This is a genomic window from Pandoraea vervacti (assembly GCF_000934605.2).
GTDB lineage: Bacteria > Pseudomonadota > Gammaproteobacteria > Burkholderiales > Burkholderiaceae > Pandoraea > Pandoraea vervacti.
Window position 1 is genome coordinate 2,230,234 of record NZ_CP010897.2, and the last position, 25,222, is coordinate 2,255,455.

Sequence of the window (25,222 nt, forward strand, 5' to 3'; positions counted from 1 at the left end):
GCGCATAACGTGCATATCGTGCAAATGGCAGTTTGAGCGCCTCGCCCGGGGAAGTGCCGCATCGTCGCGCAGGCTCGCTACAATACGTCCTTCGCGTACGACACCTCATGCGGCGAACCCCCCCACAGGTTTGCGATGCCTGTCGTCCTCACTCATTTCTCACTCTCCAAAGGTCGAAAATGACCACTATCGGAACCCCGCTGTCGCCGAATGCGACGAAGGTCATGCTGTTGGGCGCAGGCGAGCTCGGTCGCGAAGTGCTGATCGCGTTGCAGCGTCTTGGTGTCGAGACGATTGCCGTCGATCGCTACGAAAATGCGCCGGGCCAGCAGGTTGCGCACCATGCGCGCACGATTGCGATGACGGACGCCGAACAACTCAAGGCGCTGATCGAAGCCGAGAAGCCGGATCTCGTCGTGCCCGAGATCGAGGCGATTGCCACCCCCATGCTCGAAGCGCTGGAAGCCGATGGCGTGGTGCGCGTGATCCCGACGGCGCGCGCCGCGCGCCTGACGATGGACCGCGAAGGTATCCGCCGTCTGGCCGCCGAGACGCTGGGTCTGCCGACGAGCCCGTACCAGTTCTGCGATTCGCTCGAACAATTGCAAGCGGCCATCGACGGCGGCATCGGTTATCCGTGCATCGTCAAGCCTGTCATGAGCAGTTCGGGCAAAGGGCAGAGCAAGATCGACAGCGCAGCCGACGTAAAGGCCGCATGGGACTACGCGATGGCGGGCGGTCGCGTGAGCCACGGCCGCATCATCGTCGAAGGCTTCATCGACTTCGATTACGAGATCACATTGCTGACCGTGCGTGCGCGGGGTGCGGATGCGCAAGTCGAAACGCACTTCTGCGCGCCGATCGGACACAAGCAGGTCAGCGGCGACTACGTGGAGAGCTGGCAGCCGCATCCGATGTCATCGGTTGCGCTTGAGCGCGCCCGTGTGATCGCGCGCGAGGTGACGAACAATCTCGGCGGGCAGGGCATTTTCGGTGTCGAACTGTTCGTGAAGGGCGACGATGTGTGGTTCAGCGAAGTCAGTCCGCGTCCGCACGACACGGGCATGGTGACGATGATCACGCAGTGGCAAAACGAGTTCGAGCTTCACGCGCGTGCGATTCTTGGCCTGCCAGTGAACACCACGCTGAAGACGCCGGGTGCGAGTGCCGTCATCTATGGCGGTGTGGATGCGCAGGGTATTGTCTTTGATGGCGTCGATCAGGCGCTGCAAGTGCCGCAGACCGACATTCGCCTGTTCGGCAAACCGGAGAGTTTCGTGAAGCGTCGGATGGGCGTGGCGCTGGCTTACGATGAGAACCTCGACGTTGCCCGACGCAACGCGGTGGAAGCGGCAAGCCGTGTGAAGCCGCGCGCGGTTTGACGATGCTGGGCATCTTGCGCTGGATGCGTTAAAAGCGTTAAAAGCGTTGAATGCGTTGAACGCGTTAAGCGCGCCGGGGCATTGGACGGTAATTAGCAGGGAACAAGCGCGCAGCAAGCGGGCGTCGTAGGCTTCGGCTTGCGACGCCCGTTTGCGTTTCGCAACGAGTCGCATGACGCCGCTATCGCACAGGAAACGAAAAAACCCCGCCTGAGCGGGGTTTTCAGTTCGGGCAGTGGCTAGGGTAAGCGCACCGCCCGAGGCGCGTCGATCGCGTTAGCGATCGCTCAGCGAAGCATCAGACCTTAGATGGGCTGGATGTTGCTGGCTTGACGGCCCTTCGGTCCCATCTTCACTTCGAAGCTGACCTTCTGGTTTTCTTGCAGGGACTTGAAGCCCTTTGCCTGGATTTCCGAGAAGTGAGCGAAGAGATCTTCACCACCTTCGTCCGGCGTAATAAAACCAAAACCCTTGGCGTCGTTGAACCACTTGACGGTACCAGTTGCCATTTCTTAAATCCTTAAAGTTTTCAAATGAGCGAGCGAGATGCTCAGCGAGCGCATGACATTAAAGCTGATCAGGTACAACCGAGTTGACGCAGAGGGCGACATTAGATGACACAAGACTCGCCATACAACGTTCATGCACCCGTTTTTTTACGGGAAAGGTGGGAAGGTGTCAAGCAGGGAAACTGTGGGATTGTTGATCCACGCCAGTTTCCAGCCATTTTTCGCTGCGATGCGACATGCATTCGGCATGACCGGACGGCCGGTCGAATCGCTTTCGCAACGTCGCGCGGCGCGGCAGCGCTCTGCGCTGCCGCCATAGCGCAGCACGCGTCGGACACCGGCAGAATTTCACCTCCCCATTTCCCGTTTGCCGGGAAGTCTTCTCAGTGAAGTGAGACAGGCAGGGCGCTAGCCACATGCCCATCACGAAGCAAAAATATTTTCGCGCGACAGCACGCTTGCATCACATCATGTGGCGCAGGCACAACGTACGTGCCGTCACGCCATGGTTTCACCGGGGTGTCACCGCACTATGCGCGTTTGCCAGACTTCCGATGCTTGATTGCGTAGGTGGCGTGCTTGCGATCGGCAACGCGATGCGTACCTGATGTTTTTGAGAGGTGTGTCTTTTTCGGTGAAGCGGACTTCGCGCTGTGGCGATGCAACGTTTTCGATGCGGCGCTGCGTTTCGCCTTGGACGCATGCGGCGTCATATGCGCTTTCGCATGTGACGCGTGGCGCACTTGGGGATGGGGTGCCGAGCGATGTGCGGACTTCGCTCGTGCTGCATGTGACGCATGCGATGTGTGGGACGACCCATGCGACGTCTTCGATGTCGTCGCGGCGTATGCCGATGGCGCGACCATGGCGGCGAGCGCCAGTGAAAACGTCGTAAGGACAACGTACGCATTGCGCAGGGTGCGTGAGTAGAACTTGGACAACCGTGTCTCCATGGAATTGAAAGCGCCCGGCAAGCGTCAGATCGAGTCAAAGGCTGACAAAAGGCGGCCGCCGGACGGCATGCCCTGTTTGCCACCGCTCAAGGGGAATCAATGGCCCTGACGGCCGTCATGTCCCTCCTGCCGGTGATCGGGCGGGCGCGATTGTAGGGCCGCAAAAATGCCTTGTCGAGACGAACGATGGCCGACCGACCGCCCAAGTGCCGTCACGCACCCAAATGGACGAGTTTTGTGCGTTGCGGCATCGCCTTCTTTTTGTCTAGGTACTTTCCCTAGCGGTACGCAAAGCACGCGTCGCTACACGATTTCGCGGTAGCAAAAATGATTCTCATCACCCTTAAATTTGACGCACGCGTGCCGTTAACGGCCTCATGGTTGGCTCACGGCGGCATTGCAACAAGCCCCGTCGTGACGTCATCATGGTGAGGCAAACACGCTAGGCGGCCGCGCAGTGCCGCGTGTCTTTCGAGACCTTACGTGGCATCCAATCAGGCACCGACGCTCGACACTCTGCAATCGCTGCTGGCGACCGTGCAGCGCAATGAGCGCTCGCTAAAACGTTTTCAGGACATCGAACTGGCGCTCATGGGCGCGCCGGATTTCGGGCAATTCCTGGAGGTGGTGCTCAATCGCCTTCGCCATGATTTCGATTTGTCGGGGGTGCGTCTGATGCTCGCCGAGGTCGACGACACGCTGCGCGACCTCATCGACACCGCCGAAGGCATTCGTGCGCTCGATGCCGGCCTGTGCATCGCGCAGGACGCCGGCACCTTCGCCGCAGTGTGCGGCAATGGCCAACTCTGGATCGGCGCGCCGCGCGAGCGTCACGCGCCGTTGTTCGGCGAGCGCGCACCGGCGAGCGCCGTTGTCATGCCGTTGGCCCGCAACGGGCGGTATATCGGCGTGATTGCATTGGGCAGTCGAGATGCACGGCGCTTCGCGCCCGAGATGGCGACCGACTTTCTCGAGCGCTTCGGTGCGGTTGTCGCGGTGTGCCTCGAGAACATGTGGAATCGCGAACGTCTCAAGCGCATCGGACTGACCGACCCGTTGACAGGTTTGTCCAACCGCCGCTATTTCGATCAGCGTCTGCGCGAAGAAGTCGTTCGTGGGGCCCGTTACGGCGCGCCGCTCGCGTGCCTGCTCATCGACATCGACCATTTCAAGCGGGTCAACGACAGTCATGGTCACGCCACTGGCGACCGCGCATTGCGCGCGGCCAGCGCGTGCATGCGCGCGCAGTTGCGCGTCACGGACACCCTCGCGCGTTACGGCGGGGAAGAGTTTGCGGCGCTGCTCGTGCAAACGGAGCAGAACTGGGCGGGGACGGTAGCGGAACGGGTGCGTCGCGCGGTGTCGCGGCTGGAAGTCCCCGACGACGACGGCACGCTCGTGCCGCTCACCATCTCCATCGGTCTGGTCAGCGTCGATCCGCGAGATGTCGCCGATCCGGAAACCTTGCCGATGCGCATGCTCGGCGCCGCCGATGCCGCGCTATACGCCGCGAAGCGCTCTGGGCGCGATCGTGTGGTCGTCGCCCCTGCGGTGAGCCTTCGCTAGTCGATCGACCCTGGTGAGGGAGTGCTGGAATCCTTCGGCGTGGAGCGCGGCCGACCTGCGTCGCGCACGCACGCCAGCGATCACCGCACGCTAAACCAACCGATTAGCAGCGACACCGTCACGACCGATAGCACCGTGGAAATCAGAATCGCGCGCGAGGCGACGGCGGCTTCGCGTCCGTAGAGTTGCGCAAGCATGAACGGTCCCGTGCCGATGGGCAGTGCCGAGAGCAGCAGTGCGCTATGCGCCCAAATGGCGGGCAGATCGAACACGCGAAACGCGAGAAATGCGGTGATCGCCGGTTGGAAAACCAGTTTCAAGCCGACCAGACGCCCGACCGCTCGCGCAATGCGTGGTTCCTTCGCTGCGCCGGCGCTCTGTGCGAGGAACATGCCGATCGCCACCAGCGCGCAGGGGCTTGCGGCGCCGCCGAGCAGTGTCGTGAAATGGAGCACCGGCGCAGGCAGTGCGATACCCGCTGCCGCGAAGGCCATGCCGATGAACGGGGAGACGACCAGCGGATTCCGAATGAGGGCGCGGGCAACGAATCGGGTGGTGCGTCGCCAGTCGGGCACGGGCTGCAGATCCGTTTCGATGATCGCGATGGAGATGGCGAAGAGCACTGTGGCCGTGAGCAGCATGGCGACGACCACGGCCGGCACGCTCGCCGGGCCGAACGCCACGAGGCAAAGCGGCAAGCCCATGAAGCCCGCGTTGGGGTAGGCGGCGCCCATGCCTTCGATGCTCGCGTCGGTGAGCCGTCCGCGCACGGCCCGGTCGAGCGCAAACGACAGCGCGAACGTCGCCGCCATGCCGCCGCCGAATGCCCCCAGAAATCCGGGATTGACCAGTTCTGCCCACGTGATTTGCGCCATCGACTGGAACAGCACGGCGGGCAGTGCGAGGTAGACGACAAATCGATTCAGGGCGTCGAGGGCGCTATTGCCGAGCCACGACCGGCGTGCGCAGAGATAGCCGAGGAAGATCAGCCCGAACACGGGGAAGGCGGCGGAGATGACGGCTTGCATGAGTCGGCAATTCACTCCGGTTGCGCCAGACGAGCCAGCCATTCGCGGCGTGCGTTGCCGCCGTCGGTCTCGGTATGTTCACGCGCAGCGCGTTCCGCGCCATCGGCATCGCCCGCCGCGATGCGCGCCACGATTTCGCCATGCTCGTGCCAGACGACCTCTTGCATCGGTAGCGTTCCGAGCGTGGCGGCCATCGCGCGCATGATATGCGGCCACTGTGGCGCGACGGTCTGCCCGATCAGCGGGTTGCCCGACGCGTCGTGCAACGCCGTGTGAAACGCGACTTCCACACGCACCTGTTTCGCCACTGGCGTGCCGCGCGCCATGGCCATGCCGGCAGCGACTGCGTCTTGCAGACGCTCAAGTGCGTCTTGGGGAAGAGAGCCCTGCGCCCGGCGCATGGCTGCGAGTCGCGCGGCCAAACCGTCAAGCGCGGTGCGCACCTGATAAAGCTGGCGCAGATGGTCCGCATCGATGGGCGCGACCTCGAGTCCCTGACGTCCGCTCTCGCAAACGAGTCCGTCTCGCTTGAGCAATTGCAATGCATGGCTCACAGGCTGACGCGACACGCCCAGCGAATCGGCCAGTTCGGCCTGACGAATACGCTCGCCCGGCGCCAGCGTGAGGTCGGCGATCGCGTCGCGCAAACGCGAGTACACCTGCTCGATGAGCACCGGTGAACTGGCCAGCGCAGAGAGCGGGGCGAGTGGCGCGTCGGATTCGGCGGGGGACGACATGGGCAAAGAGGGGCTCCCGGCATTTCCCGAGGACGTGATATCTGGAATTCCGAATTCTACGCTGGGACGCACCTTCCGGCGCAAGTTTTTTCGCGCATTCGACGGCAAGGGATGAGGAGATGGAAAGCCGACAAGAAAACGGCAAGAAAGGGCAAAAAACGGGAAGGGCGGAAAACGGGCGATGGCGAAAGTCGGCCGGCCCGCAAGGCGCTCACTCGCTGGCGTCCAGCGCTGGCGGCGACATCGAGGTGCTGGTCGAAGCGGATGAGGTGGAGGCACGCGCAGGCGTCTGAAGCAGGGCTTGCATCGTGGTGCGCGTGCGTTGAAGTCGCCGGGCGAGCGCCCAGGCTTCGGCTTCCGTTTCGAAAAGGCCCACGATCAGGTGAGGCTCGGCGGCGAAACCGTCGGAGAAGAGACCGATATTCTTGGCGATCATCTCGCTGGCTCGCTCCACGGAAACCGTGTACTGACGCGGCGAACGGTACTGATTGACGACGACGGCGAAGGCGCGGGAGAACGCGTCGGACATGCGCAGACCTCCTCTGAATGCGTGGCGCGCAACCCCAGCCAATCGTGCTGCGGAGACACGCGTATGCGTTGCACTTCCGGAGATTGTAGGCGATGGGGCGGTGCCCGTCGCCACAAAACGGGAAAACGGGGCAAGACGTGCGAGAGGCGTCGCCCACCGATGACGACCTGTGGCCGGAGGGGCATCTTGCCGCGTGGGCCGCCAGCCACATAAAAAAAGCCGCCGAGCGGGTCGGCGGCGCAACAGAGAGGGTGACAGCGCAACCGAAGTTGCCGTAAGCCAGCTTACGTCGCAGCCGTGACAGCGCCATGACTATCGGGCGCGGTTGACCGGGACGAATGCGTCATACCCGGCATGCCCATCCTGTCGCATGCCGCAATGACCGGGGAATTCGGACGAAAAGCCTCTCGCCGCGCGGAGTGCGCGCCAAAGCCCTTGCGTCGGTTCACGTTGCCTGAGGCGTGCCGGCTACACGAGCACGGGCAGCGCCTCCACCACAAGGAATGCGACGAGCGCACCGACGACCGCGCCGACGGCACGCAGGCTGTAACGCGTGGTCCGGGTCGCGACGGGGATGCCGCCAACGAGCAGAGCGCCCGCCACCGCCATCGGCAGGAACAAGGTCAGGTCGTAGAGATTGAAGTGGAATGCGGGCATCGTTCTTGTCTCCTCTCCTAAGTGCTTTTCCACTATAGGACGGTGTCGAAGGATGCCCAAATTTGGTGCGTCGCAGCATGTTGCGGCCATGGGAAATGGCGATGCGACCGGCGCTACCGGGGTATGTCGTGCCCCCGGGGACAGGCTTGCCAGGTTGCCGGATGGCTGGTCAGTCTTCCTGACGCACGGCATGCATCTTGCGACGCGCGTTCCACATCGCCATGTCCTTGCGGGTGCGCGCTCGCTCACTCACGCTGATGCCGGCAGGTTGTGCGGTGGACTTCGAGATGGCGACATCATTCGCTTCGCTGCGCGCCTGCACCATCATCACGAGCGTAAAAAGCGAGGCGGCAAGCGCCAACAGGATCAGCTTCATAGGGCCCCCGGTCAATCTCTGGCGAATCTGGTCGTTATGGTGCGTCGTCGCATCGTGCATCCGCTGGCTCGCCCGACGAGCGGGCCGCGCGGTCGATGCCGGCGCGACGCTTCTGTTATGCATGCTGAGGGACTTCGTTGCCGCAACTGCCTGACGGACTGGGGCTCCGGGTGTCTCGCAATGCCGTTGTTTACGTCGTCGGCATCTTAGCGTGTCAATGTGACAACTTTCCGGGGTTTCCCAAAACTTCATGGTGCGACGCAGTGCAACACGCTGATGCGTGTTCTCTAACGTATAGCGACGCGCGCAGCGAAAAGTTTAGAAATCGTGACAATTTTTTAGTGACATGAGCCGCAAGCCAGATGCGGCGAGGCTTCCGGCCCATGTCAGACCCGTCACAACAGCGACAACCACAGCGAGGGCGATGGGGACGACGACGGCGACGACTGCCGCAACGTCGGCAATCGACCTTACGGCTGTCCGGAAACGCCGTCGTTCGACGTGCGGCGCGGCGCGTGTTCGGGCAAGACCATCGCCGCGAGCGAGGCGAGCGCCGCGCCGGCCTGCGCCAGCTCATGCATGACGTCGGGAGACGTGCCGAGCGACACCGCCAGTCCCGTCAGACCGGCCCAGGTCGACGGCTCCAGCAGCCGGGACAAGAGGAAGTTCATGCGCGATCCTCCACGGGCGAATCGTCGAGCGACGTCTTTCCGCCGAAGTAGAACGGCGACATATCGATGTGGGAGACCGTCACCCGATGCCCCAATCCCTCGTGCGCCGCGTTGGCGAGTACGCCGTTGTCCTGATCGATCGTCCAGGTGAACAGCCCGCCGAGTCCGTTGCGTTTGACGTAGTCGCCCTTGGCGCGCACCGTGCGTGGCGTGTCGAGCGACATGAACAGGCCGGTCGATGGGTGGAAAAGGAAGTCCGCGTCAGCCACCGGATCGGTGTAGAGCACAAAGCCGTTGCGTGTCGTTCCGTTTTCCAAATCGAGGTAATTGCGCAGCAGGTCGTAATACTCGGTCGTGCCCGACTCGAACGTGCCGGCGCTCACGCCGGTGCCCGGCGAGTATGTGCCCGAGAGTCCGCTCACCTGAGTGATTTGCGCGTCAAGGGCGTTGCGCGAGTAGGCCGCATAACCGATGTGCACCTTGGCGAGCGGCACGCCCGCCTGACGCAGCCATGTCACGGCGCGGTCGATCGAAAAGCCGCCGGCGTCGGCCGGATTCGTGTCGTGCAGATTGGTGTGATGGGCGAGGGCAGGCGCCCATGGCGTGCCGAAGAAGTCGTACGTCATCAGGTTGATGCGCGAGATGCCCGCCGCGATCAGCCCGGGCAGGTTGGCCTTGCGCATGTCGGCCACACTGGCCGAGGCGGCAATCGAGATCTCGACGTCCTGACGTCCGGCAGCGATCAATGCGGTCTTCAGGTCGCTCACAAGCGCGGCGTAGTTCGGGCCGTCGGCGTCGTCGTAAAGGTTGCCGTCGTCGCCGGGAGAGCCGGGATATTCCCAGTCGAGATTGATCTCCGAGAACATCGGAAAGCGCTTGAGCAGATCGACGACGCTCGCACAGAACGTCTTGCGTCGCGCGCGACTCGCCGCCAAGGCATGAAACGCCTGGCTCATTGTCCAGCCGCCAATGGCGAGGGCCAGCTTCAGCGCGGGGTTCCTGGCGTGAAGCAGACGCAAGCCGCCCAGCACCCCCTGCGCGCGCGATTGCTGGAACATCGGGATCACATCGTTGCTGACCCAGCCGGCAAAGCCGCAGTTGCGATACGCGAGCACGTCGCCCCAACTGTCGACAAACGTTGCCTGATCGGGTTTGCGGGAAAAGTCCGTGGCCGCGCGCGCAATCGTCTGCGCCTTCTCGCCGCGATCGCCGACGATGCCGGCGAAGCCGACGACCAGCCGGTCGTAGGCGAACGGATCGAGCAACATCAGATCGACGCCGCGCCCGGCGGCCTCGTTGCTGAAGTCGCCGTCGAGCCGCCCGTCGTATTGCGACCAGTCGGTGTAGTAGCCGGAGAGCTCGAAGGCGTTTCTGGCGTAGCGGTTGTAGACGCGGCGCGCCACACGCGCCGACGTGTATGACAACTGCGTCGTGCTGGTGGCCGGGTCGAAGCCGTTCTGAGCGTAGGTCGTTTCGGTCGCGCCCTCGTGCGGATCGGTCGGGAACAGCAGTTGGCTCGGTGAGGCATCCAGAGGAAGTGGGGTTGCGTCGAGCGCACGCGACGCGTTGGCATTGGCGTTGGCGGACGGTTGGGGGGATGTTGCCGGTTGGCCCGGTTTGCCCGGTTTGCCCGATTGGCCGGGTTGGGATGGCTTGGATGATTCGAACGATTCAGACATGCGACAAACTCCTGAAAGTGAATGGACGATTGCCGTCGCCGGGCGGCGCTTGCCGCGTTGGCATCGGCACGATCAGCGTCGCGCTCGCTTATCGGCGTCGCCAGCGCAAACGCCGTGTCAGGCATGTCAGGTGTCCAAGACGATGCAGCGCATTCAAGAGCGCTGCTGCAAACCCCGTTCGGCCGCGCCCGGACGCAGGAGGCGAAGTATCGGAGGGGGTGCCCGCAGTCCGCGTCGACGAAGCGTTCCCCGGCTCGTGCCAGGGTTCGAATCGATAGCCAATGCGTGGCACGGTCACGATGTGGCCATGCAGGCCCAGCGGAATGAGCCTGCGCCGCAGACGCGAGACGACCTGCATCAGATTGGTGTCGTCCTGATCGGGGCGTTCCGGCCAAAGCGTGGCGATCAACGTACGTTTGTCATGCGCAACATCCGGCGGTGATCGCAGCGCGCACAGCAAGCGGTACTCGATTTGCGGAATTCGCACGGTGACACCCTGACGACGCACTTCGCCGTGTCCGTCACGCGCGACGCCGTGCAGGAGCGCGGACGCGGGCGACGTGTGGGCGGTTGCGTCCCCGATCGACAGTGCCGCCGTGCCGGCATCGACATGCGGGTAAGGGGGCGTTGCCGGTGTCATGACGTCGGCATCTCCGGGTTCGTCCGGTTTATCCGGTTCGGCCTGCCGCGAATCGCACGCCGCTGAAGCCGCTGAGGTTGCTGAGGTTGCTGAGGTCGCGAAAGCCAATGAAGCGACCGGCATATCGAAGCGATATCCCACGCGAGCGACGGTCACGATCGCGCGGTGCAGGCCGAGTGGCGCGAGCGAGCGTCGCAGGCGCGAGACAAGCTGTACGAGGGCGGCGTCTTCCATCCATTGCGCGCGCTGTCCCCACAGGGCTTCCATCAGGGCGGGCTTGTCGAAGACCTTGCCCGGACGTGCGGCAAGGCGCACCAGCAAACGCTTTTCCTGCTCCGACAGGCGAGCGGAAATGCCGTGGTGCTGCACGAGATTGGTGACATCGTCGAGGTCGAACGGTGGGGTCGACATGGGGCGCTCCGGGTAACGAGGAAGGGACGCCAACCGTAGCGACGCCGGTTCGCCTGTCACAAGACATCAAACCGCAGAAAGCGCGACATAGGTTCCCGGCCCCGGGGTACGCACGACATGCGCGCTGCGCTCGCCTGGTACCTGACCAATGTCACTCGTCGCATCGCAAGGTAAGATAACGGCCATATCTCGCAAGAGGCGCCGCCCGCCACGCTGTCATGCCGCTAAGTCCTTCCGGCATCGGCGCCGGTCGCGGCCCCTGCCGACGTCAGTGGTTCATTGATTGACCGACTTCTCGCACTCACCCGGATTTCGCCATGCTCGAACTCATTTCCGAACACCGTTGCTTCGGCGGCACGCAGCGCTTTTATCGTCATACGTCTACCGTGATCGGATTGCCGATGCGTTTTTCCGTCTTCATCCCGCCGCAAGCGCGCGACGGTCGCGTCGTGCCCGCGCTGTTCTACCTCGCGGGGCTCACGTCGACGGAAGAGACCTTCATGATCAAGGGGGGCGCACAGTGGCTCGCCGCAGAACACGGCGTGGCGCTGATTACCCCCGACACCAGCCCGCGCGGGGCGGGCGTGCCCGGCGAGACCGATGCATGGGATTTCGGTGTGGGGGCGGGCTTCTATCTCGACGCCACGCAGGCGCCCTGGTCGACGCATTACCGCATGTACAGCTACGTCGTCGATGAGCTATACGGACTGGTGACGCAGTCGCTGCCGATCGATGCCGGGCGTATCGGCATCTTCGGTCACTCGATGGGCGGTCACGGCGCGCTGACGCTTGCGCTGCGCAATCCCGGCAAATTCCGCTCCGTGTCGGCCTTTGCCCCGATTGCGGCGCCGATGCATTGCCCGTGGGGAGAGAAGGCGTTCACGGGGTATCTGGGGACGGATCGCGAGACGTGGCGGCAGTACGATGCGAGCGAGCTGATCGCCGCGGCAGCGCATGCGGTGTTTCCGGGCGGTATTCTGATCGATCAGGGTCTGAACGACCAGTTCCTCGAAGCCCAGCTGCATCCGGACATCTTCGAGCGCGCCTGCCGTGAAGCCGGGCAACCGCTGAACCTGCGCCGCCACGAAGGTTATGACCACGGCTATTACTTCATTCAGACGTTCATGGCAGATCATCTGTCACATCACGCCGAACATCTGCGGGCCTACTGATCGCCCGGTAATCGCTCGTTAAGAACGGGATTCAGAACGGGATTCAGAACGGGGTTCAGGACGGGGATAAGAACGGCCTTGCCAGGCGTATGCCGGGCGCTCCGGGGGGAGCGCGTTGACGTCACACCGCCTGCGCTTCGTAACGGCGCGGCGGCGTGACGATCTCGTCCTGCGCACGGACGATCTCCAGTTCGTAGCGTCCGGCGAGGTGCGTGGCGGCCAGTACGGCATCGACTGCGGCCAGCGTGTGTTCGAACGCCGCACGCACCGTATCGCCCTTGAGTAGTCGTGCGAGAAACACGCCGGAGGTGAGATCGCCGACGCCCACGGGATGCCGCGAGAACGGATACAGCGGGCGTGTGCCGTGCCACGCCTCGTCGTGCGTGACAACGAGCATTTCGAAGTTATCCGAGGGCTTGCCCGCGTACTCCAGATGCTTGACGAGCACCATCTTCGGTCCGCGAGCGAGCAGGGCGCGACAAGCGGCCAGCGCGTCGTCGAACGTGTCGATGGGATGCTGCGAGAGCTTTTCCAGTTCGAGATGGTTCGGTGCAATGATGTCCGCTGCTGCGGGCATATGCTCGACGAGATACTGCTCGATGCCCGGCTTGACCTGGCAACCCTTTTCCGGATGACCCATCACGGGGTCGCAAAGATAAATCGCGGCGGGATTGGCGTATTTCACGCGCTGCACCGCCGCGAGCACGAAACTCGCCTGCTCGGGCGCCCCCAGATACCCCGAGAGCACGGCGTCGCAATTGACCAGTTCGCCGATGTCGGCAATGCCGTCGACCAGCTTCAGAATTTCGTCGCTCGGCAGCGCCTGTCCCGTCCATTTGCCGTACTGCGTGTGATTGGAAAACTGTACGGTGTTGATCGGCCAGACGTTGACGCCGAGACGTCGCATCGGGAACTCGGCGGCGCTGTTGCCGGCGTGGCCGAACACCACGTGGGACTGAATGCTGAGGACGTTTTTCATCATGATGAAGACGGAGGGGCAAATACGGGTAAAAAAACACAACGCCCGCGAGCGGCACGTCCCTGATCCTAAGACAAAGGCGTTTCCGATGCGGGCGTTGACCGCCGGTGGCGCAGGTAACGGCGTATTTTGCCTTGCCGTCCCTACGTAGGGCGCGTACTACCTCACTGACGATCTTACTTTTTCGACGTCACGATGGCGTCGGCCACATTCTTCGGCGCCTCGGCGTAATGCTTGAACTCCATCGTGTATGTGGCGCGCCCCTGCGTGAGCGAGCGCAGCGACGTCGAATAACCGAACATCTCCGAGAGCGGCACTTCGGCGCGAACGATCTTGCCGCCGCCCACGATGTCGTCCATGCCCTGCATGATGCCGCGACGTCCCGAGAGATCGCCCATCACGTTGCCCATGAACTCTTCGGGGGTCTCGACTTCCACGGCCATCATCGGTTCGAGCAGCACGGGGTCGGCCTTGCGCATCGCTTCCTTGAAGGCCATGGAGCCGGCCATGCGGAATGCGTTTTCGTTCGAATCCACGTCGTGGTAGGAGCCGAACGTGAGGGTGACCTTCACGTTGACGACCGGGTATCCGGCGACCACGCCGTTATTGAGCGTTTCGCGAATGCCCTTGTCGACGGCCGGAATGTACTCGCGCGGCACCACGCCACCCTTGATGGCGTCGACGAATTCGTACGGCTTTTCCTTGTCCGGTTCGAGCGTAATGACCACGTCGCCGTACTGGCCGCGTCCGCCCGATTGCTTGACGAACTTGCCTTGCACGTCTTCGACTTTCTTTCGCACCGTTTCGCGGTAGGCGACCTGCGGTTTGCCGACGGTCGCTTCCACGCCGAACTCGCGGCGCATGCGATCGACCAGAATTTCCAGGTGCAGCTCGCCCATGCCGGAGATGATCGTCTGCCCGGACTCTTCGTCGGTCTGCACGCGGAACGACGGATCTTCCTGTGCCAGACGGTTGAGCGCGAGGCCCATCTTTTCCTGGTCGCCCTTGGTCTTCGGCTCGACGGCCTGCGAGATCACCGGCTCCGGGAACTCCATCTTTTCCAGGATGATGACGTGGTTCGGGTCGCACAGCGTGTCGCCCGTCGTCGCTTCCTTCAGGCCCACGGCCGCCGCAATGTCGCCCGCGCGCACTTCCTTGAGTTCCTGACGCGTGTTCGCGTGCATCTGCAAGATGCGCCCCAGACGCTCCTTCTTGCCCTTGAGCGGATTGAGCACCGTGCCGCCCGACTCGATGACGCCGGAATACACACGGAAAAAGATCAACTGGCCGACGAACGGGTCGGTCATGATCTTGAAGGCGAGGGCGGAGAACGGTTCGTCGTCCGACGGATGGCGCTCGATTTCCTTGTCGTCTTCGTCGTGCCCGGCGATCGCGGGTACGTCCACCGGCGAGGGCAGGTACTCGATGACCGCATCGAGCATGGCCTGCACGCCCTTGTTCTTGAAGGCCGTGCCGCACAGCATCGGGACGATCTCGCCCGCGACCGTGCGCTTGCGCAACCCGGCCTTGATTTCCTCCTCGCTCAGCGTGTCGCCGCCGAGATACTTGTCGAGCAGTTCCTCACTGGCCTCGGCGGCGGCCTCGATCATCTTCTCGTGCCATTCCTGCGCCGTGGCCTTGAGGTTGTCCGGAATATCGACGTACTCGAACTTCACGCCTTTCGATTCCTCGTCCCAGACGATGCCCTTCATCTTCACCAGATCGACCACGCCCTGGAAGTTGTCCTCGGCGCCAATGGGAATCTGGATCGGCACGGCATTGCCACGCAGACGCTCGTGAATCTGCTTGTGCACGCGAAAGAAGTCGGCGCCCACGCGGTCCATCTTGTTCACGAACGCGATGCGCGGCACCTTGTACTTGTTGGCCTGACGCCAGACGGTCTCCGATTGCGGCTGTACGCCGCCAACCGAGTCGTAGACCATGCATGCGCCATCGAGCACGCGCATCGAGCGTTCGACTTCGATGGTGAAGTCGACGTGTCCCGGCGTGTCGATGATGTTGATGCGGTGTTCGGGGAAGTTGCCGGCCATGCCGCGCCAGAAGCAGGTCGTCGCTGCGGACGTGATCGTGATGCCGCGCTCCTGTTCCTGCTCCATCCAGTCCATCGTGGCAGCGCCTTCGTGGACTTCGCCCAGCTTGTGGTTGACGCCCGTGTAGAACAGTATCCGCTCGGTCGTCGTTGTCTTGCCAGCGTCGATATGAGCGCTGATGCCGATATTTCGGTAGCGCTCGATGGGGGTCTTTCGGGCCACAGTGCACCTCTTTTCAGACGGTGGGGAAAAAGCATAGGAGCAGCCATCATACTCCAATGTCGGGTGAACGCGCTGAGCGCTACATTGCCCGCAAGGCCAGCAGTCATGGGGGTTTGGAGCGGTTGCTCACATTGCAATCGAGGGCAGCGGGCACGGCTCGCGAATGACGCCCGTTCTCCGATAACAGAGGAAATCGGCTGACGAAAACGCCCTGCCGAACGGGCGGGGCGTGTGAGGGAACGACGAAACATCGGACCGTGCGCAACGGCTGCGCAAGCACCGGAGGCCGAGGCGCCGGGGTGCCGATGTGACGCCGTGTTGCAGTGTCGTCAGGCGACCTGGCGTTGACGTGAAAACGCCAGCACGGCGCCGCGCGGCGCGTTCGCGGCGGCGTCCGGTCCGTCATCGTTCTCGGCGCTTGCCGGATCGCCGCCGGGCAACCGGAAGATCGCTACGGCGTCGCGCAAGTTGCGCGCCTGATCTTCGAGCGAACTGGCGGCCGCCGTTGCCTGTTCGACGAGCGCGGCGTTTTGCTGCGTGACCTGATCCATCTGCATGACGGCCGTGTTGACCTGTTCGATGCCGCCGGACTGTTCGGTCGACGCCGCAGAGATTTCTCCCATGATGTCGGTCACGCGCTGGACGGCCTGCACGATGTCCGTCATGGTGCGGCCGGCGTCACGCACCTGCGACGAGCCGTCCTGCACCTTGTGCACGGAGGTCTCGATAAGCGATTTGATTTCCTTGGCCGCGGCGGCGCTGCGTTGCGCGAGCGTGCGCACTTCGCCGGCGACGACGGCAAAGCCGCGCCCCTGTTCGCCGGCACGCGCGGCTTCCACCGCAGCGTTCAGCGCCAGGATGTTGGTCTGGAAGGCGATACCGTCGATCACGCCGATAATGTCGTTGATCTTCGTCGAGCTGTCGGCGATTTCCTGCATCGAGCGTACGGCGCCATCGACCACACGACCGCCTTGCCCGGCGATCTCCGACGCGTTCGCCGCGAGTTGACTTGCCTGACGGGCATTCTCGGCATTCTGTTTGACGGTCGCCGTCAGTTGCTCCATCGACGACGCGGTTTCTTCGAGCGATGCGGCTTGCTCCTCGGTGCGCGACGACAGATCGGTGTTTCCGGCGAGCAATTCGCCCGAGGCCGACGTAATGGAGGCAGTGCCGCTGCGCACGCGCCGCACAATCTGATCGAGACTTTCGTTCATGTGTTTGAGGGCTGCCATCAATTGCCCCGTTTCGTCGCGGCTCGTCACGTCGATACGGCTTGTGAGATCGCCTTGCGCCACCCGTTGCGCGACTTCTACCGCACGTGCGATCGGGCGTGTGATGCTGCGTGTGACCGACCAGGCCGCGACGATCCCAACGAGCGAAGCCAGTGCGCCCAATACGACGAGCAGCAGCTTGGCGAACGCGATGTCGGCGCTCGTTGCCGCCCCCGTCTCATCGAGAATCTTTTTCTGAAAGGTCACGAGCTCGACGGCCTCGTTCTGCATGGCGTCGAGCGCGGGCAGCGCCTGCTGCTGCACGATGCCGAGCGCGGTCTCGCGCTGATCGGCGTCGAGTTCGGCAACGACCGCGATGCGCGCCTTCTTGAAGGCTTCGTTCTGCTCGCGAATGGCCTTGGTCAGCCGCTTGCCGTTTTCCGTGGTGACGTACTTGTCCAGCAAGGCCTGCGCCTCGCTCATGCGCGCTAGGTTGGCATCGATGCGCTCGTTGTACGTCGTACGCTGGGCGGGATTCGTCGTCGTGAAAAACTCGAGCAGGCGGCGCGCATTGCCACGCACCATGGCGTCGATCGTATGCGCCGCGTCGGCTTTCGCCCACGCGCTGGTGAGCAGTTCTTCGTTGGCGCGCTCGATGGCGACGAAGCGTACCAACGCAACGATCAACATGCTGAGAAGCAGAACAAGTAACGTGCCGAAACCGACGGCCAATCGGGTTCGGATCTTCAGGTCGGCGATGCGCATAGAAATTGACTCCTTATAGGTATTGGATGCCAAGACAACACGGGTCACGTGAAGCTGTCGGCGTTTCGAGGAGTGGTCGCCGGTGCCGCGGCGCGCGTCGATACCAGGGGTAAGGCGTGACGCGACCTTGGCTCACGCGCCGGTCTCGACACGTGTGACATGTCCGGCGACGCGTGACGGGGGGATTCGATGAAGCCAGTCCGTCTGACTTCATATACGACAGGAAATATGGGAACTGAAGCTTTTCCTACATCCGAACGGGGGGAGCGACGACAGAGCGACGACAGAGCGACGACGCAGCGACGGGGCGAAGACGACGTGAAGACGACGTGAAGGCGACGTGCTGGCGACGTTCACGCGACGTTCGGGTGAGATGACCGCCGTCAGAGAACCTGACGGCGAAAATTAGAAGGATCAGACAAAACGAACGGCATAAATGGGTGGCAGATGTGCCGACAGGCTGTGCCATTGCTCGCCGGCGTCATTGCTGACCCACAGCGCGCCGGTCGTCGAGCCCATGGCGAGCGTTCGCCCGGTGGCATCGATGTCCAGTCCGTGCCGGTAAATCAGATCGTAGGACGGGGTTTCCGGCAATCCGTGCGAGAGCGATGTGAACGATTGTCCGCCGTCTCGCGTGCGCGTGACAACCAGTCGTGCGTCGACGGGGATACGACATGCGTCGCGTTGCGCCGGCGCGAACCACGCAACGTCAGGGTCGTGCGGATCGACGACGACGGCGAAGCCGAAGCTCGACGGAGCCGCCTGAATGCGACGCCATGACGCGCCGTAGTCGAGCGTGCGGAAGATGCCGTTGTGATGTTGTGCCCAGAGCGCATTGGGCGCGTCGCGGCACTGCACGAGTCGGTGGACATCCTGCGCATTCGGATCGAGTCGTCGCTCCGGGGGCATGTAATCGGCCTCCATGCCGGAGGCAGCCAGCGCCCACGTGTCGCCACCGTCTCTCGTGCGCCACACGCCCCCGGTCGACACGGCGACGATCACCTGACGACTGTCACGGGGATCGATGCAAATCGAATGAATTCCCGCATGGTCATACCCACCGCCCATCCACTGGGCACGCTCCGGGCGGTTCCATAAACTCTCGACCAAATGCCAGGTGCGGCCATGGTCGCCCGAGCGGAACAGGCCCCCCGGTATGGTGCCCGCCCACAATACGCCGGGAGCATCGGGGCCCGCCGCTTCTAGCGACCAGAGCAGATCGACGCTGGGCGCCTGAGCGTTGGCGCAAGCGCTATCGGGCGGCTCGCCCTGAAGTGATGCCTGCGCCGCCGATGCCGTCTGTGGTGCGAAGGCCGGCGGCGGCAACTCGGTCCACGTGGTGTCGTCGCGCGAACGACACCACAGCTTCACGCCGAAGTGCCCCAGGTTGAGCGCGGCGTAGTCGGTGCCGTCGCGCGGGTCGTGCAGCACCATGCTCACCGGTTCTCCCGGAAAGTCGGAGGTGCTCGACGTCAATCGCCAGACCGCGCCTTCCCGTTCCCATGTGAACAATCCCTTGCGAGTGGCGACCAGTAACGTCGCACCGATGACATGTTCCATGTTGCTCCTCCTTGGCTGGCGCGAGGATCGTCCTGTGACGACGCCTGCGTGGCTCTGGTGTCGCTGGGCAAGTGCCCGAGAATCGCCCAAGAATCGTGTCTGAGTTTGTGCCTGATGTCGTGCCCGCGAGGTGTGTCCGAAATTCGTCGTCGGTTGCCCGCGTGCGTATGCGGGCGACGTGTCGTTGCAGCGTGGCTACCCGCCTGACAGCGCTTGCGCCACGTACACGGCGCTGGCAGCGCCGAGTTCGTCGCGCAGCGTCTGACGATCGCGAATCAGGCGGCCGTCGACAAACACGGCGACGTGCGCGCGCAAGCGGCCCTGATCGTTGAACAGATAGCCACGCAACGCTGGCGCGCGCGATACGCACTGTGCGAGCGCATCGCGCACGTCGCTGCTGTCGACGTGCTGTTCGGCCACGGGCACGTGACGTTGAATTGCCGGTGCGAAAGTGACAGTCGCCATGTCGTTGTCGTCGAGCGCCGTCTGCGGGAATCGTCGGACGGTCCGCATGGGTGAGGCTTTCAGTGTAGACAATGAGGATCATTTGCACATCGGCGACGTAGTCTCGGCCCTCGTGTTGTTGTGCATGCGCCGCGCTATGTATGGCCGGAAATAACGCAGTTAGCGGCCATGCGTTGGATGCAGGGCGCTATTTGGTGTCCTTTGCATGACGCACAACGAGTTTCGATGCGCGTGGAGCGTGATCGTAGGGTGTGGCATCGCATATCGGACACTCCCCAACCCCATTCACCTCGTTATTGGTCACCATTATCAAAGTGCCCGCGAGCGCGGTGCCGCAGGCAAATATCCGAGGAGGGGAGTGATGGCAAGACTCAAAGGCAAGGACATTGGTATGGGGCGGTGGAACGACGCGGCGATCAAGCGCCTGTGGCGTTTGCATAAGGCCGGGGAAGATGCGAACACGTTGGATCCGGCGATCAAGCGTCCGCCGGAACTTGCGAAATGCGAGGGGCACTTTGTGTGGAGCGTGAGGCAGGCCGCATTCGTCGGTCGCCAGGACGATCCGGTGGTGGGCGGCCACCGCCACTACGTGACATGCACCGCGCAGGCAAGGCGTTATGAAAGTGTGGCGCAAGCGAGGGCGGCGGGAGATGCGCTCATCGGGGACGTGTTGATACTGTATGGCTTCGGCGCGAACGCACCGCTGTACATTGTGGGCCGCTGATGGTGCTTGATGGTGCTGATGGATCTCGACGGCGCTGGGCGAAGCTGACGAAGCAAATCCCGGCTTGCCATGGGCAGGCCGGGACATGACCTCAAGCGTAGAGGCGTTGTTACTTGCCCAGTTCGTGGCCGATGACACCGCCCACGACGGCGCCGCCAATGGTGCCGGCGGTGCTGCCGCCAGTCGCTTCGTGACCGATGACGCCGCCCGCTGCTGCGCCACCCAGCGTGCACCCGATGATGGAGGACCCCATCGCGAGTGCCGTGATGACAACGAGAATCGATTTCGCCATTTTCATGATGCGCCTCCTGTAGCCAGTGTCGGCCGCGACTTGCACAGCGACATGAATCCAGCATAGCCCGCGGAGGTTTTGCACACTATCGGCTGCGACTGAAATGCCTGTAGGAATTGGACGACAGGTCAGAGGAGAAGAGGTGAAAGCGAGGATGAGGAAGCACGCGCCACGTGTGACGAACGACAGAGCGCGGTGATGCATTCGCGAAGCGTCAGCAAAAAGCGAAGCGGAAACAAGGCCGACACGACAAGGCCGACACGACAAGGCCGACACGACAAGGCCGACACGACAAGGCCGACACGACAAGGCCGACACGACAAGGCCGACACGAAGCAAAATCGAAGCAAAAACGACAAGGGCCGCACAATGTGCGGCCCTTGCGATACCTCTGGTGGGGCGTGAGTGACTCGAACACTCGACCTACGGATTAAGAGTCCGCTGCTCTACCAACTGAGCTAACGCCCCGGTGTTACCGGGAACAAAAAAGGCTGCATGCGTCGCAGCCTTCTCGTAATGCTTTGGTGGGGCGTGAGTGACTCGAACACTCGACCTACGGATTAAGAGTCCGCTGCTCTACCAACTGAGCTAACGCCCCGATGCTACCGGGAATAAAAAAGGCTGCACGGCATCGCAGCCTTCTTCATCAAATTCGTTTGGTGGGGCGTGAGTGACTCGAACACTCGACCTACGGATTAAGAGTCCGCTGCTCTACCAACTGAGCTAACGCCCCAACGAGACCGAGATAATATCGGCTCTTCCGCATGGGGTCAACCCTTAATGGTGAAAATCCGCAAAAAAGGTCTCAGGCGAGCAGGGGAACCAGTTCGAATGCCAGTACCGCGAGCACCGCGCCCACGACGACGAGCAACGAGCGCCAGCACATTCGGATCGCCCCCTTGCAGGGCATGGCGCCGACGACGATCGCACCGAACACCGCGATCGCAAACATGCTGACGAGCTGGGCATTGGAAAGATGGGGCACGATCATGGTCGGTCTCCCTGTCGCAGAAGCGCAATTCAAAGTGCGCCTCCAGTATAGAAAACCGTCCCCGTGAAGCAAAGCGGCGCGGCAACCGGGGTTTCCCCAGTGACCGCGCCGCATTCCCGCATTTCCCGCCTTCCGAAGTGGCGCCCCGACCGCTGCCGCGCCGTCATCGCGCCGCCGTCGGGTCGCGACAGCGTTTTTACTCCGGCAGATCGAGAATCAGAATGATCGTCCACGCGTCGTCGCCTTCGTGATGATACTGACGCTCCACCACGACGAACGGCTGCTTTTTGTCGCCCTTGCCGAGGAACATCACGTCACCTTCCTGCGGCAGGCATTCGAGCGGCGGCAACCCCAGCGGGGTGTCTTTCGGAACGAGGCGTTCGGCCTTCTTCGCTGCGCGCTCGGTCCACTCGATATCTAGTTGGATGTCACTCACCGGATGATCCTGTCTATGCAAATTGAAACGGCTGCATGGTAGCACGCAGTCTGCGCCGCCAACGTGGACGGCAGCGGAAATGCTCTGCGTCGCGTCTGTCGCGCAGCGGGCGTCGCCGTTCGCGCGCGGGGCCCGAAGCGCGTCATTTCTGACGGTAGGCGCCTGGCAACTGGCTCTGCGTAAGCGCGGCGAAGTAGCGGGTCGGCGGCAGACCGAGCGCTTTCTTGAACATGGTGATGAATGCCGTGACGGATTCGTAGCCAAGATTTTCGGACACTCGCTGCACGGGGGCGCCCCCTGCCAGTTCCCGGACGGCGACGAGCAAGTGCAGTTGCTGTCGCCAACGCCCGAAGGAAAGCCCCGTTTCCCTGACGATCAGGCGTGTCAGCGTGCGCTCGCTCAACGCCAGACGTTGGGCCCATTGCGCAATGGTGCTGCGATCTCCCGGGTTGGCCGACAACGCATCGGCCATCGTCCGAATTTTCGGGTGATCGCTAATGGGCAGATGAAGCCGCTCCATAGGCTGCAACATCAATTCGTCCAGCAAGACGCGCGCTAGGCGGTCGGTATGTCCGCCACGTTCGTAGTCGAGCGGTGCGTCTGCCAGATGCAGGATCATCTCCCGCACCATCGGACTGATGGAGAGCGTGCAACATTGCGGCGGCAGAGCCACGCTGTCCGGCTCGACGAACAGGTAGCACAAACGCGCATTGGCCGTGGCCCGGTTGCTATGCGGCATGCCGCCCGGAATCCAAACGCCGCATTGCGGCGGAACGATCCAGAGGGCGCCGGCTACCGAACAGGTCACAGCGCCATGCAGGGCCAGAATCAATTGCCCTTTGCGGTGACGATGTACCGGAATTTCGGCGTTGTAGTCCTCGATCTGAAAGCGTCGCGCGACGGCGGGCCGATCCGTGGCGTCCGGATCGAGGTCAAAACCGGGGAGGAGGACGCGAGTCATTCGCAATTTGGCCGGATTTAGCGATATGTTGGCATTGTAGCGAAATTCAATGCGCCGGTCGGTCGATACAGTGATCGCATGCCAATCGCTGAAACCCCAAACCTTGCGGCCACCCCCTGCGGTACTCGTCAACGTCCGTGGTGTCGCTTGCCCCGGAAGCGGCAAGCACACGCGCCCGGCGGAAGTTCCGCACCCCACGCCGCGCCCGACCCCGCACCCGACCCCGCACCCAGGTCTGCATCCGGGGCCGCATCCGGGCCTGCACTCGGGCCCGCGTTCCGGTCCGATCTGGAGGCGGCCCTGTTCTCACTCAAATGCTTCGCAGCCGCGATGCTCGGCCTGTATGCGTCGTTGCGAATCGGCCTGACTCGCCCGTTCTGGGTGTTGGGAACGGTCTACCTCGTTTCGCAGCCGCTTTCCGGCGCGACGGTGAGCCGTGGCCTGTTCCGTTTCCTGGGCACGGTCGGCGGCACGGTGGCCACCGTGCTGCTGGTGCCGACGTTTGCCAACGAGCCTTGGGTGCTAAGTGCTGCACTTGCGCTGTGGATGGGCTTCTGCCTGTATCTCGGCGTGCTCGATCGGACGCCGCGCGCTTAAGCCTTTCTGCTGGCGGGATACACCACCAGCCTGATCGGCTTTCCGGGCGTCGCGGCGCCCGGCGAGATCTTTACGGTGGCGAGCACGCGGGTGCAGGAGATTTCGATCGGCATTCTGGCGGCGACGCTGGTTCACAGTCTGGTCTTGCCGCGCAGCGTGTCGCAGCGGGTGCGGATGCGTGTCGCCGCGATGCTCGCCGATACGCAGCGGTGGACGCGCGACCTGCTGGCGGGCGAACGCGATGCCGTGCTGGTCCGGGACCGCGCGCGCGCCGCGATGGATTTGGTGGAACTGCATTACCTGTCCATCCATTTGCCCTTCGACACTGCTCACGGTGTTGCCCAAGTCCAAATCTTGCGGGCCTTGCATGACCGCCTGCTGACGGTGCTCACGTTGTCGAGCGCCGTCGATGATGCGATGGCCGAGTTGCACGCGTGTGCCGAAGGCGTGCCCGCAAACCTGCGCAATGTCCCCGTCGATGTGGTCGATGTGGTCGATGCGGTGGATGCGAACGAGAAGGGTAGGAAGGGCGATGCGGGCAACTGGCGCAGTCTGCTGATCGAAGGCCTCACCGCCGAGCTCGCCGAACTTGAGATCGCGCATCACGATTGCCGCCTGCTGGAACAGCAACTGGCGTCGGCCGACCCACAGTGGGTGCGTCATGTGCCGAAGCGGCTCGCCACGCACACGAACGGCCATGTTCTGCATCGCGACCACTGGGTGGCGGCGCGCAGCGCCCTCGGCGCAACGATCGGCATCTTGCTCGGTTGTGGATTCTGGATTGTCTCGGGCTGGGCCGACGGCGCGACCGCCATGTCCATCGTTGGCACCGCATGCCTGCTGTTCGGCACGGCCGAGGCCCCCGTCGGCAATGTCATGCGCTACCTGATCGGCTCGGGCATCGGCGTCGTCATCGGTCTGGTCTATGGCTTCGTGATTTTCCCGCGCATGGCCGACTTCACTGGCATGGTGGGGGCGCTGGCGCCCACGCTGCTGGTCGCAGGTTCGTTCCTCCCGAGGCCGCCTTTCACCATGGCGGCATTGGGCGTGATCCTGACCTTTCCGATCATCGCGGGCCTCGGCGCAACCAACGCCGCGAATTTTTCCGTTGCCATCAACGGCAGCGTGGCGCTGTTCGTCGGGACCGGCATGGCCATGGTCAGCATGCGGCTGTTCCAGACCCTCGACCCGAACCGCAGCTGCGTCAGGCTGTGCCGGGCGATGCAGCGCGACGTGGTGCGTCGTGTGGCGGGCCGCGACACTGATACCACGCGATGGACGAGTCGGATGCTCGACCGGATCGGGCTGCTCGCCCCGAAGCTGGTCGGCCACGAACACGCGGCGCGCATTCTGCGATCCGCCTTCTGTGACGTACGCGTGGGCAATGTCGCCAGCGAGCTTCGCAAACTCGAACCGACGCTGACCGACCGGGACGCGCGCAATGGCCTGGTCGAACTTCTCGATGCGCTGAGCGCGTATTTCCTCACCCATACCGTGGCCGATGTTTCCCCTCGCCATGCATCCATGTATGAACGCCTTGATCGCCTACGCGCCACCGCAGTGGCAAGCCGCGACCCCGAACGCCGGCGAATGCTCGTTTTGCTCTCCCGCCTCCATCGTGATCTGGTGTCCCGTATGAATGGTTCTGGAGCTTGACG

22 protein-coding genes, 3 tRNA genes and 1 pseudogene are annotated in these 25,222 nt (G+C 63.1%); 5 read left to right on the forward strand and 21 right to left on the reverse strand.

What is annotated here, in order from left to right:
• The first annotated feature begins 179 nt into the window (after positions 1 to 179).
• Positions 180 to 1,382 (forward strand): formate-dependent phosphoribosylglycinamide formyltransferase, encoded by a 1,203-nt coding sequence (gene purT, locus UC34_RS10120; RefSeq protein WP_044455429.1) that lies wholly within the window; start codon positions 180 to 182, stop codon positions 1,380 to 1,382.
• Positions 1,383 to 1,687: 305 nt separating this feature from the next.
• Here the strand turns inward: purT and UC34_RS10125 are convergent, their stop codons facing one another.
• The gene (locus UC34_RS10125) at positions 1,688 to 1,891 is read right to left on the reverse strand and encodes a cold-shock protein (RefSeq protein ID WP_039399001.1); all 204 of its coding nucleotides are present in this window, start codon (positions 1,889 to 1,891) and stop codon (positions 1,688 to 1,690) included.
• 1,436 nt (positions 1,892 to 3,327) lie between these two features.
• On the opposite strand from UC34_RS10125, the gene UC34_RS10135 reads away from it, so the two are divergent.
• Positions 3,328 to 4,410, forward strand: a complete 1,083-nt coding sequence (locus UC34_RS10135; protein ID WP_044455431.1) for a GGDEF domain-containing protein — start codon at positions 3,328 to 3,330, stop codon at positions 4,408 to 4,410.
• A gap of 80 nt (positions 4,411 to 4,490) precedes the next feature.
• On the opposite strand, the gene UC34_RS10140 is transcribed toward UC34_RS10135, so the two are convergent.
• The 8 genes from UC34_RS10140 to UC34_RS10180 all read right to left on the reverse strand — a co-directional run bounded on the left by UC34_RS10140 (position 4,491) and on the right by UC34_RS10180 (position 11,138).
• Positions 4,491 to 5,438: an AEC family transporter gene (locus UC34_RS10140; protein ID WP_044455432.1), complete on the reverse strand. Its 948-nt coding sequence runs from the start codon at positions 5,436 to 5,438 to the stop codon at positions 4,491 to 4,493.
• 11 nt (positions 5,439 to 5,449) lie between these two features.
• Positions 5,450 to 6,175 (reverse strand): GntR family transcriptional regulator, encoded by a 726-nt coding sequence (locus UC34_RS10145; RefSeq protein WP_044455433.1) that lies wholly within the window; start codon positions 6,173 to 6,175, stop codon positions 5,450 to 5,452.
• A gap of 211 nt (positions 6,176 to 6,386) precedes the next feature.
• Positions 6,387 to 6,704, reverse strand: coding sequence for a hypothetical protein (locus UC34_RS10150; protein ID WP_044455434.1), 318 nt, complete (start codon positions 6,702 to 6,704; stop codon positions 6,387 to 6,389).
• 468 nt (positions 6,705 to 7,172) lie between these two features.
• Entirely contained in the window at positions 7,173 to 7,361 is a 189-nt protein-coding gene (locus UC34_RS10160) for a hypothetical protein (protein ID WP_023596398.1), read from the reverse strand.
• A 169-nt stretch (positions 7,362 to 7,530) separates the two neighbouring features.
• Positions 7,531 to 7,737, reverse strand: coding sequence for a hypothetical protein (locus UC34_RS10165; RefSeq protein ID WP_157123129.1), 207 nt, complete (start codon positions 7,735 to 7,737; stop codon positions 7,531 to 7,533).
• A 470-nt stretch (positions 7,738 to 8,207) separates the two neighbouring features.
• Positions 8,208 to 8,408, reverse strand: coding sequence for a hypothetical protein (locus UC34_RS10170; RefSeq protein ID WP_044455437.1), 201 nt, complete (start codon positions 8,406 to 8,408; stop codon positions 8,208 to 8,210).
• The gene (locus UC34_RS10175) at positions 8,405 to 10,087 is read right to left on the reverse strand and encodes a glycoside hydrolase family 18 protein (RefSeq protein ID WP_084070522.1); all 1,683 of its coding nucleotides are present in this window, start codon (positions 10,085 to 10,087) and stop codon (positions 8,405 to 8,407) included. The genes UC34_RS10170 and UC34_RS10175 overlap by 4 nt, the downstream gene beginning before the upstream one ends.
• Before the next feature lie 88 nt (positions 10,088 to 10,175).
• Positions 10,176 to 11,138, reverse strand: a complete 963-nt coding sequence (locus UC34_RS10180) for a winged helix-turn-helix domain-containing protein (protein ID WP_044455439.1) — start codon at positions 11,136 to 11,138, stop codon at positions 10,176 to 10,178.
• A gap of 317 nt (positions 11,139 to 11,455) precedes the next feature.
• On the opposite strand from UC34_RS10180, the gene fghA reads away from it, so the two are divergent.
• Entirely contained in the window at positions 11,456 to 12,310 is an 855-nt protein-coding gene (fghA, locus tag UC34_RS10185) for an S-formylglutathione hydrolase (RefSeq protein ID WP_044455440.1), read from the forward strand.
• Positions 12,311 to 12,431: 121 nt separating this feature from the next.
• Here the strand turns inward: fghA and pdxY are convergent, their stop codons facing one another.
• The 5 genes from pdxY to UC34_RS10210 form a co-directional block, all read right to left on the reverse strand.
• Positions 12,432 to 13,292 carry a pyridoxal kinase PdxY gene (pdxY, locus tag UC34_RS10190; protein WP_044455441.1) on the reverse strand — a complete coding sequence of 287 codons (861 nt, stop codon included), beginning with the start codon at positions 13,290 to 13,292 and terminating at the stop codon, positions 12,432 to 12,434.
• Positions 13,293 to 13,465: 173 nt separating this feature from the next.
• Complete coding sequence (gene fusA, locus UC34_RS10195; protein WP_044455442.1) at positions 13,466 to 15,562, reverse strand: elongation factor G; 2,097 nt, start codon at positions 15,560 to 15,562, stop codon at positions 13,466 to 13,468.
• 329 nt (positions 15,563 to 15,891) lie between these two features.
• Positions 15,892 to 17,538, reverse strand: a complete 1,647-nt coding sequence (locus UC34_RS10200; protein WP_044455443.1) for a methyl-accepting chemotaxis protein — start codon at positions 17,536 to 17,538, stop codon at positions 15,892 to 15,894.
• Positions 17,539 to 17,952: 414 nt separating this feature from the next.
• Positions 17,953 to 19,098: a beta propeller repeat protein gene (locus UC34_RS10205; protein ID WP_044455444.1), complete on the reverse strand. Its 1,146-nt coding sequence runs from the start codon at positions 19,096 to 19,098 to the stop codon at positions 17,953 to 17,955.
• A 195-nt stretch (positions 19,099 to 19,293) separates the two neighbouring features.
• Positions 19,294 to 19,563: a MoaD/ThiS family protein gene (locus UC34_RS10210; RefSeq protein WP_044457991.1), complete on the reverse strand. Its 270-nt coding sequence runs from the start codon at positions 19,561 to 19,563 to the stop codon at positions 19,294 to 19,296.
• 361 nt (positions 19,564 to 19,924) lie between these two features.
• On the opposite strand from UC34_RS10210, the gene UC34_RS10215 reads away from it, so the two are divergent.
• Positions 19,925 to 20,287 carry a hypothetical protein gene (locus tag UC34_RS10215; protein ID WP_044455445.1) on the forward strand — a complete coding sequence of 121 codons (363 nt, stop codon included), beginning with the start codon at positions 19,925 to 19,927 and terminating at the stop codon, positions 20,285 to 20,287.
• 109 nt (positions 20,288 to 20,396) lie between these two features.
• Here UC34_RS10215 and UC34_RS10220 read toward each other — a convergent pair whose 3' ends face one another.
• The 7 genes from UC34_RS10220 to UC34_RS10250 form a co-directional block, all read right to left on the reverse strand.
• The gene (locus tag UC34_RS10220; RefSeq protein ID WP_044455446.1) at positions 20,397 to 20,585 is read right to left on the reverse strand and encodes a glycine zipper 2TM domain-containing protein; all 189 of its coding nucleotides are present in this window, start codon (positions 20,583 to 20,585) and stop codon (positions 20,397 to 20,399) included.
• A gap of 386 nt (positions 20,586 to 20,971) precedes the next feature.
• Positions 20,972 to 21,047 (reverse strand) — tRNA-Lys (locus tag UC34_RS10225).
• Positions 21,048 to 21,101: 54 nt separating this feature from the next.
• Positions 21,102 to 21,177, reverse strand: a tRNA-Lys gene (locus tag UC34_RS10230).
• Positions 21,178 to 21,236: 59 nt separating this feature from the next.
• Positions 21,237 to 21,312 (reverse strand) — tRNA-Lys (locus tag UC34_RS10235).
• A gap of 72 nt (positions 21,313 to 21,384) precedes the next feature.
• Positions 21,385 to 21,570 carry a hypothetical protein gene (locus UC34_RS10240; protein WP_044455447.1) on the reverse strand — a complete coding sequence of 62 codons (186 nt, stop codon included), beginning with the start codon at positions 21,568 to 21,570 and terminating at the stop codon, positions 21,385 to 21,387.
• A 196-nt stretch (positions 21,571 to 21,766) separates the two neighbouring features.
• Complete coding sequence (locus UC34_RS10245) at positions 21,767 to 22,006, reverse strand: hypothetical protein (RefSeq protein ID WP_044455448.1); 240 nt, start codon at positions 22,004 to 22,006, stop codon at positions 21,767 to 21,769.
• A 142-nt stretch (positions 22,007 to 22,148) separates the two neighbouring features.
• The gene (locus UC34_RS10250) at positions 22,149 to 22,967 is read right to left on the reverse strand and encodes an AraC family transcriptional regulator (RefSeq protein WP_044455449.1); all 819 of its coding nucleotides are present in this window, start codon (positions 22,965 to 22,967) and stop codon (positions 22,149 to 22,151) included.
• A 330-nt stretch (positions 22,968 to 23,297) separates the two neighbouring features.
• Here UC34_RS10250 and UC34_RS10255 point away from each other — a divergent pair.
• Positions 23,298 to 25,220: pseudogene (locus tag UC34_RS10255) on the forward strand (FUSC family protein).
• Positions 25,221 to 25,222: the final 2 nt, after the last annotated feature.